The following is a 13,900-nucleotide window of genomic DNA, read 5'->3' on the forward strand; positions in this document are numbered from 1 at the left end:
ACCACGAACCCAAAGGGTTTCACTTATCTCTGGTCAAGTGGAACCCAGTCAATCACCCAAGCCGATTTCATATTCAAGCTTTCATCTGTGGTAATTTTCTTACGGGTTGCATCCGCAATATCACGATCTTTGGCTGGGCCAACCATGATGCGAATTCCCTTCGAAGTCGGACTAGTAGTTACTTTATAGCCTTTAGCGCGTAATTTAGACACCACAGCGTCGGCATTGGCTTGGTTTGCAGCCAATGCGACTTGTACCATCCACTTCTTATCGCCATTTTCCATCAAATCACGTGCTTTTTCTGCTTCGGCTTTCTTATCAGCTTCAGCTTTACGTTTATCGTCTGCTGCTTTTTTGTCTGCTTCAGCTTTACGCTTGTCTTCGGCCGCTTTCTTGTCAGCCTCAGCCTTACGTTTGTCTTCTGCAGCTTTCTTGTCAGCCTCAGCCTTACGTTTGTCTTCTGCAGCTTTCTTATCAGCCTCAGCCTTACGTCTGTCTTCTGCTGCTTTCTTGTCAGCTTCTGCCTTACGTCTGTCTTCAGCCGCTTTCTTGTCAGCTTCAGCCTTACGTTTGTCTTCGGCTAACTTCTTATCGGCATCGGATTTCTGCTGATCGGTTTTTTGCTGTTCAGCGCGCTTCTTTTCATCAGCTTTACGCTTATCTTCTGCGAGGCGTTGCGCTTTGGCTTTTTCATCTTCAACAAGCTCTGGCGGAATATTGTCTGAACTTTCCTGAGCCGCTGCTCGACGCGCATTAATCGCCGCGTATTCCTCTGCCGCTTTGCGTGCAGCTGCTGCCTCTGCCTGCTGCTGCATCTTTAAAAATTCAGCGGCACGCGCTTCTTGTTCTGCAACTGCTTTTTCACGCGAACGGCGTTGTTCTTCAAGCAAACGTTTTTCGGTTTCAACATCAACTGCCAAAGGCTGTAATGACACCATTTCATTGTCTTGAGCAGGCTGAGCTGTTTTTGGCTTAGACTCAGTTTTGGGAATCGGATGAGTAACGGGCGCGTGAGTCTGATCTTGCTCTATTTCTTCATTACCTTTCAAAAGTAATGCTGCCAATAAAACACCACCACCTAATATAACAACGCCACCCATCCAGCGTTGTTTGTTATTCATCGACATTCTTCTAAATACTCCCAGACCGCTTCTAAAGTATGAAACGAACCACAGACTAAAATCAGCTGATTGTTATGACCTTGTTTCAGCACAGTTTCAAACGCTTGCTGGATACTGCCAAACTCATACACCTGTTGCCTTTGCAATGCTTCTTGGATTTGTTGCACTGGTGCGGCTCTAGGCACATCTAAATTAGCAATAAACCAATCTTTTACTGTTGTTTTTAGTAAATCAGTGACCGATGGAATGTCTTTATCGGCCAACATTGAAAATACAGCAACAACTTCTGTGTACTGTTTATTGTATTTTAAGAATTTTCGCAACTGCTTCAATAAAAATTCGACGCCATGCGCATTGTGCCCTGCATCAAAAATGACTGTTTTATCTTGAATCTGGCGTATTTCAAAACGGCCTTGCAAACGTGCCTGTTGAATACCTGTGGTAATTGCTGCTTGAGAAACTTCAACCCCACTCACCAATACCGCAGCCACCGCAGTTGAAATATTATCTAGCGCAAGCTGACCAACAGGAAGTTTTAAAGTTGTACCCGACGATGCAAATGACCATGTTTCACCATCCTCATTGAGCTGATAAAAATAATCACGATCTAAAGCGTATAACTGCGCTTGGGTTTCAGCCACTTTATTTTGAATGGCTTGCGGCAGTTGCTGTTGCCCTGCAAATACCACGGGAATATTCGGACGAATAATGCCAGCTTTCTCAAATGCAATTTTTTCAACGGTATCACCTAACCAATCAACATGGTCTAAGCCAATGTTGGTAATCACGGCAATATCAGGGTCAATCACATTGACGACATCAAGACGGCCACCCAGACCAACCTCGAGTACCCAAACATCACATTGTTGCTGTTTAAAAATAACAAAAGCAGCCAACGTGGTTGCTTCAAAAAAAGAAAGACTTAATCCACATTCACGACGGGCCTGATCGACTAAAACAAACGCATCTACCAGACTTTGGTCATCGACCTCAGCACCTGCCAGCTTTACCCGTTCATTAAAACGGTAAATATGCGGCGATTGGTAAAGACCGACTTTATAACCTTGTGCATTCAAAATCGCAGCTAAAGTGGTCGTGGTTGAGCCTTTGCCATTGGTGCCTGCAACAGTAAATACTTTGGCCTTAGGTTGCATTACATCCAACTTTTCAGCAACAGGAATAACGCGTTCTAAACCTAAATCAATGCCTGTAACATGAACATGGCCCCAATAATCGAGCCATGTTGTTAATGTATCCGTTGAATGTGGAGCGTGCGGTTTCAAGGTAAGTTCATCAGTTTTGCAACAAGTCTGTATACAGTATCACGTAATGCATGACGATGAACAATTTGATCGACCACACCATGATCAAGCAAGTATTCTGCACGTTGGAATGGTTCTTCCAGTTTTTCACGCACGGTTTGTTCGATGACACGTTTCCCCGCAAAACCAATCATGGCTTTCGGTTCAGCAATATGCACATCACCAAGCATGGCCAATGAAGCGGTTACACCACCATAAACTGGATGGGTCAATACCACCAAATAAGGAACACGGGCATCTTTCATTTTCTGGATTGCCGCAGCAGTACGTGCCATTTGCATCAAAGACAACATACCTTCTTGCATACGTGCACCACCAGATGCTGCAAAACAAATCATCGGTTGATGTAAGGCAATCGCACGCTCAGCGGCCTGTACAAAACGGTCACCAACGACGGTCCCCATTGAACCCGCCATAAAATCGAACTCAAAGGCACAGGCAATGAGGTCTAGGCCTTTTAAAGAACCCTGCATCACCACCAGTGCTTCGGTTTCATCCGTTTTGTCTTGTGCTTCACGAATACGATCTGGATAAGGTCTGCTGTCCACAAACTTTAATGGGTCTTTAGCACCAAATTCTTGGCCCAATTCTCCGTTGACCTGATCAAAAAACCAGTTCAAACGATCACGCGCACGCATACGTAAGTGTTCATCACATTGAGGGCACACATAGGCATTAAATGACATCGCAGTACGGGTTACCAGTGCATGGCACTCAGGACATTCAATGGTCGGTTCAGTAAAGGTCGCTTTAAATGTCTGCTGTTGATCTGCAACCTGAATACCAGGGACATGACGCTCCGTCCAAGGTGTTGAAGGGTTAAGAACCTTCCCTGATGTTAATTCTTGACTCATACTAACTCATCGAGCGCAGCTCGAAGCTCCTTCACTTTATTCACCGTCTGTTGCGCAGCTTCATCGGCTGGCAATGTCGCAAAAGATTTAACGAAAGCACTTCCTACAATCACGGCATCAGCAACCTGCCCCATCGCTTTTGCAGACGCTGCATCACTAATTCCAAAACCGACACCCACTGGGACATTGGTCTTAGATTTAATTTTTGCAATACGTGCTGCTGCTTCGGAGGTATCTAACGTTGCTGCACCAGTGACACCTTTAAGTGACACATAGTAAACAAAGCCACTGGCTTGATTGACCACATGCTGGATACGTTGATCGGTTGAGGTTGGCGCAAGCAAGAAGATCTGATCCATTCCGTTTTGTTTAAGAACTTCACCCAATTGCTTCGACTCTTCTGGCGGCAAGTCCACCAAAAGTATCCCATCAACACCACAGTCTTTCGCATAAGCCACAAACTTTTCATAACCAATCACTTCAACAGGATTTAAATACCCCATCAAAACGACTGGTGTGGTTTGATCTTTTTCACGAAAGGCTTTCACCATATCCAATGCATCTAAAGTATTGGTTCCACCTGCCAAAGCACGCTCAGCGGCTAAAGCAATCACAGGGCCATCTGCCATTGGGTCAGAAAATGGAAGACCCAGTTCAATGACATCGACCCCTGCTTCAACCATTTGATGAAGTAAGGGAACGGTCACTTGTGGATGCGGATCACCTGCCATCACATAAGAAACAAGCGCTTTACGTTGCTGAGATTTAAGCTGTTCAAAACGAGTGGCAAGACGTGACATAGGATTATGCTTTCCTTGATTTATATAAATTGAGGAGTTGTTTGTAGTCATACAAAAACACTGCATTGTAACGCTATTTTTTGTTCATTGAACAGAGTTTGACGTGATTGCGACCGTGAATCTTGCGACTTACAACGCCTCGTGTACATTTATCTATATTTTGAGTTTTTTCTCAATGATCAAAGCTTCCTAATTTCAGGCTGATTACATGACATTTTAGAAATCGGCCAAGCTCCTTTATACTACCCGCAATTTTTAAGTTTTCTTTTTATTTTTTATGTCTGCCCACTCTCAGGAAAAAGTACAAAGCAATGCCCTTGCTTTGCTACCGCTATTGGTATTTTTGATCATCTTTCTCGGGAGTGGTCTCTATCATTCAATGATCGGGACAGAATTTGCCTTCTATCAGGTCAAAGCACCTGTAGCCGCGATTCCAGCCGTTATTTTAGCTTTACTACTGTATAAACAAAAACTCAATGCCGCCATTGAGGAGTTCTTAGAAGGTGCTAGTCATCCCAATCTGATTTTAATGTTTATGGTGTTTATGCTGGCAGGAGCTTTTGCCAGTGTCTCCAGTGCCATTGGCAGTGTTGATGCAACCGTACAGTTGGGGCTTTCACTCATTTCTCCAGAATATGTGTTACCCATGCTGTTTATCATTGCTGCGTTTATTGCGACCGCAATGGGCACTTCAATGGGCACCATTGCGGCCTGTGCACCCATTGCCTTTGGTTTCGCCCAAGCCACAGATATTGCACCCGTCTATGCTATTGGTGCAGTCGTCGGCGGCGCCATGTTTGGCGATAACTTATCGATGATTTCAGATACCACCATTGCTGCAACCCGTAGCCAGAATGTTGAACTTCGAGATAAATTCAGGGTCAATGTCTGGATTGCCCTCCCTGCCGCGATCATGACCTTGTTGGTCTATATCTTCATGAGTCATGAAGCAGAAGCGATTCAATCCAAGCCCTATGATATTTGGCTAATTCTGCCTTATATCGCAGTATTTTTTCTTGCCTTTACCCGTTTACATGTATTAGCAGTACTGATGATCGGCGTGATTTTATCCGGCTTGATGGGGCTGATTGAAAAGCCATATTTTGACCTACTGAAACTGAACAGTGCGATTTATGATGGCTTTGTTGGCATGTTTGAAGTGGCATTACTTTCCATGTTGCTGGGTGGACTATCTGCCTTGATGCAAAAAGAAGGTGGTTTGCAGTGGCTGATCCAACGCATCTATGCCATTACTCGCCTATTCAAATTTGGCAAACAACGTGCTGGTGAGCTGGGCATCAGCTTTCTGGTGGTCTTTTCGAATTTATTTGTGGCCAACAATACCGTTGCGATTATTTTATCGGGTGATATGGCGCGTGAAGTGGCGAGAGAATATGGGGTAGATCCAAAACGTAGCGCGGCTTTACTGGATATTTTTTCTTGTGTCATTCAGGGGATTATCCCCTACGGCGCACAGTTGCTTTTGGCCTGCTCGATTGCCAAACTGTCACCTGTTGAATTGATTGGCAATATCTACTATTGCTGGATTCTTGCGGTTTGTGCAGTACTCGCCATTGTCTTTAATTATCCACGTTTAAAAAACCAATAGAAAGTTTGAGTTACTGATCAAATCTCACTCTCAATAACGCTTTAATTTAGACAAGAATCTACTATCGTGACAGGCGACATGGATGTCGCCCGTTGGACTGCCGTAACATGGACGTACCGTCAGTCCAACAGAGGATTTTTGTTACTTTTCATCCCTGAAAAGTAAGGGAAATATCAAACCCATCTGATTATTCATCAATTAAACAACCTTAGCTAAACTCACTTATTAATTAAAAGTTTGATTAGCAGTCTGATCTAAAATCTAAAGAGATTTTAAAAACTGCTTAGGCGTAACTCCTGTCCAACGCTTAAACGCCCGTCCAAACGCACTCTGATCTGCATAATTCAACCGCTCTGCAATCTCAGAAAAAGACTTCCCTTGCTGCAAATACAGCTTGCTCTGTTCCAAGCGATACTGATCCAGCACGTCCTGAAAATTCAGTTCAAAGGCTTTGAGCTGACGTTGTAAAGTCCGTTCCGAACAATGCAGGCGTTTCGCGACATAACTCTGCAACACCTCTTCCTGCTGCACTAAACCTTGCTCAATAAAGGCATGTATTTTCTGACGAAATTGCTGCTGTTGAACTTCAAAAGAACTAACACTGTTCAATGACTGCTGTGCTTGAGTCGATAACACATGGTTCAGTTGCTGATCTGCGGCAATACTCTTTGCCTTTAAAATTTGATTGGAAAAGCGAATGGCATACTGCCCTGCCTGAATCTGAATCGGACAACCATAAAATTTCTCAAAATGATAAAGTGCTGTATGCGGTGCATAGCCAAATTGAATCATCTGCGGTGGCACTAAAGCATCTTGCACAATCGACTGCGCAATTTTAAAGATCAAGGCCAGATTGAGCTCATACATTTCACGATAATCGCTATAGGATGCGCTCCACACAATTTGAATATATTCAGGATATTGTTGTACATCAAGCTGTTCTAAATTGGTTTGCTTGAACACCAAAGAATAATAACGTTGTAATAGTTGCAAGGCTTGTTGTAGATCAATACTGGTCGATGCCAAATAGCCCATCAATCCCAAATCTTGTAGATTGGCATGTTCAGCCAGTACCAAAGTAATCGGACGAGTGAAATGTGGCTGAGCCGCCTGTAGCAATAAGGCATAGCGTTCAACATCAAAGTCTTTTTCATCCGGATTTTCCAAACAGGCTTGAAAGGCTTGCCAAAGTTCAGGCACAACAACTTTAGACAAATCAACTTGTTCCTGTTGCAACACGCGATTAAACAAACGCAGATATCCGATTATTATTTTAACTGACATACGCCAATCTCATCCTGATCTGTCGTTATTTGTATAAAACTTGGCTGTAACTGTCAAAACATTTCATCGGACTTTTTCCATACTGGGTACATGAAGAAAAACAAGGAATAGTCACGATGAATGCACATGTTTCTTATCAAGTTGATCCTGTGGTCAGAACCAAATTGGACTTCCATCTCGATCAAGCACCACGCTTCTGGTTTGGGGGTGATCCGTTCCGTACCCGTATGTTTGATGCTTTGAGTCTGACCTTTCCTGACGGCGAGCGTTATTTTATTGAATGTGTCCGTTTATTCCGCGACAAAATTGATGATCCAGACTTGCAGGAACGTGTGGCTGATTTCATCCGTCAAGAAGCGCAACATGGTATTGCGCATGACAAAATGAACCAAGTCATGAAAGATCAGGGCATGCCTGTGGATCAATTCACCACACGTTTAAAGAAAATTTTTCGCTTTGAGCTCAAAAACCGTTCTCCACAATACAATATTGCCATGACCGCAGCAGCCGAGCATTTAACCGCACTGATGGCCGATACCTTTTATAGTAAAAAAGCAACTTTGGCAGAAGCAGATCCTTTTGTGCGTGCACTTTTTGCTTGGCATGCCATCGAAGAAATGGAACATCGGGATGTGGCTTTTGATGTGATGCGAGAAGTTGGCGAAGTGCCTGAAGCAACTCGTCGTTTTGCCTTGGTCTTTACTACCGTCATGATGTTTGGCTTTACTTTGTATCGTACCGATGTAATGCTTAAAACCGATGGTTTTAACCTAAGACAACGTTTTGATATGGCACGTAAAGGCTTGCCGTGGTTCTTTGGTCGTAACGGTATTTTGACTGCAAAAAGAGCGCAATATAGTGACTGGTTTAAAAAAGACTTCCATCCGAATCAACATCCTGTGATTCGCCAGTATGATGTCTGGATTGATACTTTGGCCAAAACCAATGATCCGATTGCCGCCGGTGAAGCTTTTTGGCAAGCAGGGCTTTAATTCATTACCCATAAAAAAATCCCCTTTCGATTAAGGGGATTTTTTTATTTTCGTTATTACCACTTCGCATAATGCTGTTCTAATAAGCCATATTCATTATTTAACAACACTAATTCAACCTGCTCATGTGCAATGGTACCGCTGACTTTGGCCTGCCATTGATTAAACTGGCTGCCGATCAGGCGCAAGTTAATATTTTCAAAACGGCACCAACCCGTTTCCACCATCAAGTTTAAACAGCCACCTAATGAGCGAATCGACCAAGTATTTTCATTTTGCTGTTCGAATAGCACATCTGTTAATGGGTACAACCGTCCATTGACCCATAGTGCATTTTCATTACCAAAACTTTCATTCACTCCTGAAGCAAGGTTCAATCCAATCCGACGATCCTGCGCATCACGGAACTGGCAGGACAACCAGAACCAAGCCGTTTCAGGGCGTAGAAAACCACAGGTATCGTCCAAAGCAGCAAGACTATGCGCATTAAATTCAATCTGTTGCTGTTGCGGACTAATAAAAAATCCCTCAACAGCCAATGTGGTTTGCTTCTGGGTATAGGTCCAGCCATTAATTCCCGTTGGGCTACATAAACTTAAAGCATCGGTACCTGCACAAAAAATCCGAGCTTTTAACTGGATTTCACCATGTTTAGTGACCTGAATATAACGCACGCCATTGGCATGCTGCATATCGAATTGATAAGCCGATTTTTTAAAAGAGCTTTGACTAAATAAAGGCTGTTCATCCAGTTGTGTTTTGAATGCCAGTGGCTGAATTGCATTCCATTCAATCACTTTTTCAGCCTGATGGTCATAGACATAGAAAAAGCCATGACCCGCCCAGGATAAATCGACAATCGCGACCCCAATGCTGTAATGCGCATGCTGCAAACCACAGAATTTAAATTTCTTATATTTAAGTTGTTTGCGCCAGCCTTTCAGTATCTGGCCATATGGCGTTTTATAGACATAGTCATCCAAGTTAATCCGCGAAGGTACTTGCTCAAAACGTCCATAACGCGGTTGACCATTGGCTTGTATCAAATCCATTTTATATTCCATGATTGCGAAGTCGCATCTACGCCCATAATAGACTGTAAGTGATCAAATTTACTACTATTTCCATATAAAGAAATGCAACTTAATTCACATTTCACCCGATAAATCCAAGCGATTAATAGACTTCTTTAGCTCATAATTTCATCAAAGATTCATACAGAAGTTTTATTTTAAAAAACAATCTTATACCACTCGATCAAAAAACATGACGACTCAACGACTCTTAAAAGCAAATGTGCTCTGTCTCATGATGCTGGCTTTAACGGCGTGTAATGACGACAATGATAATAACCAGACCCCGACCGTTGAACGCAAAAATCAAAGTATCAACATCCTTGCCTTCAATGATTTTCACGGCAATTTAGAGCCACCAAAACGCTTTATTGAAGCAGATGATCCAAGCGATAACAGCAAAACAGTACGTATCCCAGTCGGTGGGGTCAGTTATTTTGCCGATGCCATCAAAAAACTACGCGCACAGTATCCTAACAATGCCGTCGTGTCAGCCGGTGACTTGATTAGTGCCTCACCACTCACTTCATCTCTGTTCCTAGATGAACCCACCATTGAAACCATGAATGACATTCAGATTGATTTCAATGCAGTGGGAAATCATGAATTTGACCGAGGAACAGATGAGTTACGTCGCTTACAAAATGGTGGCTGTCAGCAGTACACCAGCGCCAAACCTTGTCAAATCAATCCAAAATTTGAGGGTGCAAAGTTTAATTTCTTGGCAGCCAATGTCTCCATGAAGGCTGATCCAAAGAAAACCTTGTTCCCTGCTTATAAAGTCAAAACTTACGGCGGTATTCCAGTTGCCTTTATCGGGATGACCTTGAAAGCTACGCCAAGTATCGTATCAGCGGCAGGAATCAAAGATGTCGACTTTCAGGATGAAGCGGATACCGTCAATGCCCTAATTCCTGAATTGAAGAAACAAGGAATTGAAGCGATTGTAGTCGTCGTGCATGAAGGTGTTGCACCAAGTACTAAATTTAATAAGAAGACTTGCGATGGTTTAAGTGGCCCATTACTCGGTATTTTGGATCGCCTAGACCCTGCGGTTGACGTGGTAGTTTCAGGTCATACCCATCAATCTTATATTTGTGATTACGCGACCAAGAATCCACAAAAACCATTCTTGCTGACTTCTGCTGGACAATATGGCACGATTATTACCAATATTCAGTTGGAACTGGATGGCAAAACAGGTCATGTGATTAAAAAAGATGCCAAACAAGTCCCTATTCAAAGTGAAGCTTATACCTCTGGCGCAACCACAGTAAACTTGACCAATCTCTATGAGAAATTTAATAAAACGCCAAGCATTGAAGTGATTTTAGATAAATATCGTCAAGCAGTCACCACCATTTCAGCACGTGTGGTCGGCACAGCCAACGGTGTCATTAATCGCAATCCAACTGAAAGTGGTGAAAGCGCGCTGGGTAACTTAATTGCCGACGCGCAACAAGCAATGGCCTTGGCGGCAAGTAATCAAGGTTCCGACTTTACCCTGATGAATCCTGGTGGTGTTCGTGCCGATTTATTGGTGAACAGTAGCAACCAGATTACTTTCGGTGATGTCTTTACCGTACAGCCCTTCGGCAACTCGATTGTCACGATCAGTCTGACAGGCAAACAAATTCGCGATGTGTTAGAACAACAATGGTCAGGTGCCAATGCTGGAACGGTACGTATCTTGCAACCATCCAAAGAGCTCAGTTATTCATATAAGAAAGACAGCTCGGCTTCACCACGTGCCAGCAATATTTTAGTTGCGGGGCAGGCGCTCAATGACAGTAAGGTCTATCGTGTTACCGTAAATAGCTTCCTTGCCGATGGTGGCGATAACTTTACCGTCTTAAAAGAAGGAAAAAATCCAGTCGGTGGTGGACAGGATATTGATGCACTAGAGAAATATGTCGCTCAATATTCTCCATTGACCGCACCTAAAACAGATCGAATCAAAGTGATTCCTTAATTACATCTACAATAAAAACGGGGAAGCTTTTGCTTCCCCGTTTTTAACTGCTCATTTAAACCAACTTGAATTTTAAATCACAAAGACTCCGAATTAGGCGTCATCATCACTCGCCGATTCAGATTCCTGCTCATCGCTGTCATGATTTTCCAATTTATTTTCAGCAATTTTTGCAGCTTCATAGCCAGCAAAAGCACTTGCTGCTTTTTCAAGAAAACCCGCATCTGGATCCAATTTATCGACACCTTGTTCAGCGACAATCGCACCCGCAATTTTACCTACTTCATCTAACAGACCCATTTTTATTACTCCAAAGAGCTTTACTTGAGTTTTTAGTCTAATCAGACGAATTGTAAATAGTGCTACAAAAAAGTTGCGATTTGAGAGCGCTATATACGAGATTGGCAACGTTTTATGATTTTTTCTTAAACTTAAGCTTTCGTTAAGAAGGATTAGATCGGTAAATAGGTATTTTCCCAAATGGTGGGACTAAACTCGCCTTGAACCAAATGAATATAACGCCCTGCAACATGATCAATCGGGAGACAGTCATCCACATCAACCACACGATCGGTATGCGGTTTATGCCAATCCTGCCCGATAAACTGCTTACCCAGCTGTTTTGCAGTTACAGTATCTGCCGCAACAACTAAATGGTAGCGATGGAACTCACCAAAGTTGTTTGCTGAATAGCCCCCCAGATTAATCAAATACAGCTTTTCATCCGAGGCAGAAGGCGCTGCATCAGAAAACAGAATTTGATAATTCACACCTTGCGATTGTACGCCTGAAATCTGTGCCCAAGCATCGATGTGTAAACCGTTGACCTCACCAAACCAAGCCTGTTTGAGCTGTGGAATAACCTCCTGTACAGATGTACCAATCGCCATCACGACATCATGCACTTCTGTATTGGCTCTTGCGTGTCGGCCACCCAACATCACCACAAACAAACTTGGCATTGCGAATACTTACATCTCAACCATTTCAACGCCATCAATACGCGCAACCGTCATCAAGTCTTTATCACCACGACCAGAAACCGTTGCAATAATGATCTGATCTTTCGACATGGTTGGCGCAAGTTTAGTGACATAAGCCATCGCATGTGAGCTTTCAAGTGCAGGAATAATTCCTTCAATCTTAGTCAAATCACGGAAACCTTGTAGGGCTTCATCATCATTGATTGGAACATATTCAACACGGTTCATGTCTTTCAGGAAACTATGCTCAGGACCAACACCTGGATAGTCCAAACCAGCAGAAATACTGTGAGTTTCGATGATCTGACCTTGTTCATCCGACATCAAGTAAGTACGGTTACCATGTAACACCCCCACATGACCTGCATTTAACGGCGCAGAATGTTTACCTGTTTCAATGCCATAGCCTGCTGCTTCGACACCGTACATTTTCACGTCTTGATCATTCAAGAAGGGATAGAACAAGCCCATCGCATTTGAGCCACCACCAACGCAAGCGACTAAAGCATCTGGCAAGCGTCCTGCTTGTTCTTGGATTTGACGACGTGCTTCACGCCCAATAATCGATTGGAAATCACGAACCAATTGTGGATATGGATGCGGACCAGCCACTGTACCAATCACATAATAGGTACTATCAACATTGGTGACCCAGTCACGCATTGCTTCGTTCATGGCATCTTTCAATGTTTTTGAACCACTTTGCACAGGCACCACTGTCGCACCCAACAAACGCATACGGTAGACATTCATGGCCTGACGTTTCACGTCTTCGGCGCCCATGTACACCACGCATTCCATTCCTAAACGCGCCGCAATCGTTGCCGTCGCCACACCATGTTGACCCGCACCCGTTTCCGCAATGATACGCTTCTTACCCGACAGCTTTGCCAATAATGCCTGACCAATGGTGTTGTTGACCTTATGCGAACCGGTATGGTTCAGATCTTCACGTTTCAGGTAAATTTGCGCACCGCCGAGGTACTGAGACCATCGTTCAGCATAATACAGCGGACTAGGACGACCAACATAGAAGGCAAGATCACGGTCAAATTCAGCCAAGAATTGAGCATCATTCTTCATACGACCATAAAGACTTTCGAGGTCTTCAAGTGCAGCCATCAGCGTTTCTGATACAAAACGTCCACCATGAATACCGAAATGCCCTTGAGCATCTGGAAACTGGGTGTAGTCAATCACGTTATTTTGCTGATCCACGTTGGACTCCTTGCATAAATTTTTCAATCAGTTGTTGGTCTTTTATACCTTTTGCGGACTCGACGCCTCCGCTGACATCCACAGCAAATGCCGCTGTAGTATCAATAGCTTCACTGACATTTTCAGGGGTTAAGCCCCCTGCCAAGATGAGTGGAATTTCAAGTTGTGGAAATTGGTTCCAGTCAAAACTGTGCCCTGTGCCACCTTTCAATTCAGGATGCCATGCATCCAACAGCACGGCACTGGCACCTGCGGACTGATAACGTTGAATTTCAGCCACCACATTCAGGTCTGGTTTAACCTGAATGGCCTTATACCAGCGACGTTTGCATTGTGCTGCAATTTGTTGGCATTGTTCAGGTGTCTCATCACCATGTAGTTGTAATACATCCAAAGGAACTGAATCAAGCACCGTCTGTATTTCTTTAGCACTGGCATTTACAAATAACCCAACCAACTGTACGTAGGGCGGCACCAGCTCTGCCAAGGTTTTTGCCAGCTCAATGCTGACATGACGTGGGCTCGGTGGAAAAAAGACAAAGCCAATCGCATCTGCACCTGACTCGACAACGGCATGGATATCTTGTGCTCGGGTAATTCCACAAATCTTGGCGCGGGTTCGCATTTGGCTTTGGCGCATGAGCTGTCCAATTTAAACTGAATATTTTTGAA

13 protein-coding genes are annotated in these 13,900 nt (G+C 43.7%); 3 read left to right on the plus strand and 10 right to left on the minus strand.

Going from position 1 to position 13,900, the window contains the following annotated elements; all coding sequences use genetic code 11:
- Positions 1-23 precede the first annotated feature (23 nt).
- From F907_RS16320 to trpA, 4 genes are read right to left on the minus strand one after another with little or no spacing between them, the layout of a single operon-like run.
- Positions 24-1,127 (minus strand): SPOR domain-containing protein, encoded by a 1,104-nt coding sequence (locus F907_RS16320; protein WP_016651164.1) that lies wholly within the window; start codon positions 1,125-1,127, stop codon positions 24-26.
- Positions 1,118-2,404: a bifunctional tetrahydrofolate synthase/dihydrofolate synthase gene (gene folC, locus F907_RS16315; protein WP_016651165.1), complete on the minus strand. Its 1,287-nt coding sequence runs from the start codon at positions 2,402-2,404 to the stop codon at positions 1,118-1,120. Before folC ends, F907_RS16320 begins: the two co-directional genes overlap by 10 nt.
- On the minus strand, positions 2,401-3,297 hold the full coding sequence (accD, locus tag F907_RS16310; protein ID WP_005269296.1) for an acetyl-CoA carboxylase, carboxyltransferase subunit beta: 897 nt from the start codon (positions 3,295-3,297) through the stop codon (positions 2,401-2,403). Before accD ends, folC begins: the two co-directional genes overlap by 4 nt.
- Positions 3,294-4,097 carry a tryptophan synthase subunit alpha gene (gene trpA / locus F907_RS16305; protein ID WP_016651166.1) on the minus strand — a complete coding sequence of 268 codons (804 nt, stop codon included), beginning with the start codon at positions 4,095-4,097 and terminating at the stop codon, positions 3,294-3,296. The genes accD and trpA overlap by 4 nt, the downstream gene beginning before the upstream one ends.
- A 277-nt stretch (positions 4,098-4,374) precedes the next feature.
- Between trpA and F907_RS16300 the strand changes: the two genes are divergently transcribed.
- On the plus strand, positions 4,375-5,706 hold the full coding sequence (locus F907_RS16300; RefSeq protein ID WP_016651167.1) for a Na+/H+ antiporter NhaC family protein: 1,332 nt from the start codon (positions 4,375-4,377) through the stop codon (positions 5,704-5,706).
- Positions 5,707-5,967: 261 nt separating this feature from the next.
- Here F907_RS16300 and F907_RS16295 read toward each other — a convergent pair whose 3' ends face one another.
- Positions 5,968-6,990 carry an AraC family transcriptional regulator gene (locus F907_RS16295; protein ID WP_016651168.1) on the minus strand — a complete coding sequence of 341 codons (1,023 nt, stop codon included), beginning with the start codon at positions 6,988-6,990 and terminating at the stop codon, positions 5,968-5,970.
- A 116-nt stretch (positions 6,991-7,106) separates the two neighbouring features.
- On the opposite strand from F907_RS16295, the gene F907_RS16290 reads away from it, so the two are divergent.
- Positions 7,107-7,982, plus strand: a complete 876-nt coding sequence (locus tag F907_RS16290; protein ID WP_016651169.1) for a metal-dependent hydrolase — start codon at positions 7,107-7,109, stop codon at positions 7,980-7,982.
- A gap of 56 nt (positions 7,983-8,038) precedes the next feature.
- On the opposite strand, the gene F907_RS16285 is transcribed toward F907_RS16290, so the two are convergent.
- A complete protein-coding gene (locus F907_RS16285; RefSeq protein WP_016651170.1) occupies positions 8,039-9,034 on the minus strand; it encodes a DUF2804 domain-containing protein in 996 nt (331 codons plus the stop codon).
- A 214-nt stretch (positions 9,035-9,248) separates the two neighbouring features.
- Between F907_RS16285 and F907_RS16280 the strand changes: the two genes are divergently transcribed.
- Positions 9,249-11,027 (plus strand): bifunctional metallophosphatase/5'-nucleotidase, encoded by a 1,779-nt coding sequence (locus F907_RS16280; RefSeq protein WP_016651171.1) that lies wholly within the window; start codon positions 9,249-9,251, stop codon positions 11,025-11,027.
- Positions 11,028-11,120: 93 nt separating this feature from the next.
- Here F907_RS16280 and F907_RS16275 read toward each other — a convergent pair whose 3' ends face one another.
- The 4 genes from F907_RS16275 to F907_RS16260 all read right to left on the minus strand — a co-directional run bounded on the left by F907_RS16275 (position 11,121) and on the right by F907_RS16260 (position 13,868).
- The gene (locus F907_RS16275; protein WP_005269286.1) at positions 11,121-11,327 is read right to left on the minus strand and encodes a hypothetical protein; all 207 of its coding nucleotides are present in this window, start codon (positions 11,325-11,327) and stop codon (positions 11,121-11,123) included.
- A gap of 152 nt (positions 11,328-11,479) precedes the next feature.
- Complete coding sequence (locus F907_RS16270; RefSeq protein ID WP_016651172.1) at positions 11,480-11,989, minus strand: DUF1543 domain-containing protein; 510 nt, start codon at positions 11,987-11,989, stop codon at positions 11,480-11,482.
- Between the two features lie 9 nt (positions 11,990-11,998).
- Positions 11,999-13,228, minus strand: a complete 1,230-nt coding sequence (gene trpB / locus F907_RS16265) for a tryptophan synthase subunit beta (protein WP_016651173.1) — start codon at positions 13,226-13,228, stop codon at positions 11,999-12,001.
- The gene (locus tag F907_RS16260) at positions 13,212-13,868 is read right to left on the minus strand and encodes a phosphoribosylanthranilate isomerase (protein WP_016651174.1); all 657 of its coding nucleotides are present in this window, start codon (positions 13,866-13,868) and stop codon (positions 13,212-13,214) included. The genes trpB and F907_RS16260 overlap by 17 nt, the downstream gene beginning before the upstream one ends.
- Between the last annotated feature and the right edge of the window lie 32 nt (positions 13,869-13,900).

The organism is Acinetobacter colistiniresistens (assembly GCF_000413935.1).
GTDB classification, from domain to species: domain Bacteria; phylum Pseudomonadota; class Gammaproteobacteria; order Pseudomonadales; family Moraxellaceae; genus Acinetobacter; species Acinetobacter colistiniresistens.

Coding starts and splice junctions, on each gene's coding strand:
- F907_RS16320 (WP_016651164.1), bottom strand. CDS start 1,127: ATGTCGATGAATAACAAACAACGCTGGATGGGTGGCGTTGTTATATTA.
- accD (WP_005269296.1), bottom strand. CDS start 3,297: ATGAGTCAAGAATTAACATCAGGGAAGGTTCTTAACCCTTCAACACCT.
- trpA (WP_016651166.1), bottom strand. CDS start 4,097: ATGTCACGTCTTGCCACTCGTTTTGAACAGCTTAAATCTCAGCAACGT.
- F907_RS16300 (WP_016651167.1), top strand. CDS start 4,375: ATGTCTGCCCACTCTCAGGAAAAAGTACAAAGCAATGCCCTTGCTTTG.
- F907_RS16295 (WP_016651168.1), bottom strand. CDS start 6,990: ATGTCAGTTAAAATAATAATCGGATATCTGCGTTTGTTTAATCGCGTG.
- F907_RS16290 (WP_016651169.1), top strand. CDS start 7,107: ATGAATGCACATGTTTCTTATCAAGTTGATCCTGTGGTCAGAACCAAA.
- F907_RS16285 (WP_016651170.1), bottom strand. CDS start 9,034: ATGGATTTGATACAAGCCAATGGTCAACCGCGTTATGGACGTTTTGAG.
- F907_RS16280 (WP_016651171.1), top strand. CDS start 9,249: ATGACGACTCAACGACTCTTAAAAGCAAATGTGCTCTGTCTCATGATG.
- F907_RS16275 (WP_005269286.1), bottom strand. CDS start 11,327: ATGGGTCTGTTAGATGAAGTAGGTAAAATTGCGGGTGCGATTGTCGCT.
- F907_RS16270 (WP_016651172.1), bottom strand. CDS start 11,989: ATGCCAAGTTTGTTTGTGGTGATGTTGGGTGGCCGACACGCAAGAGCC.
- F907_RS16260 (WP_016651174.1), bottom strand. CDS start 13,868: ATGCGCCAAAGCCAAATGCGAACCCGCGCCAAGATTTGTGGAATTACC.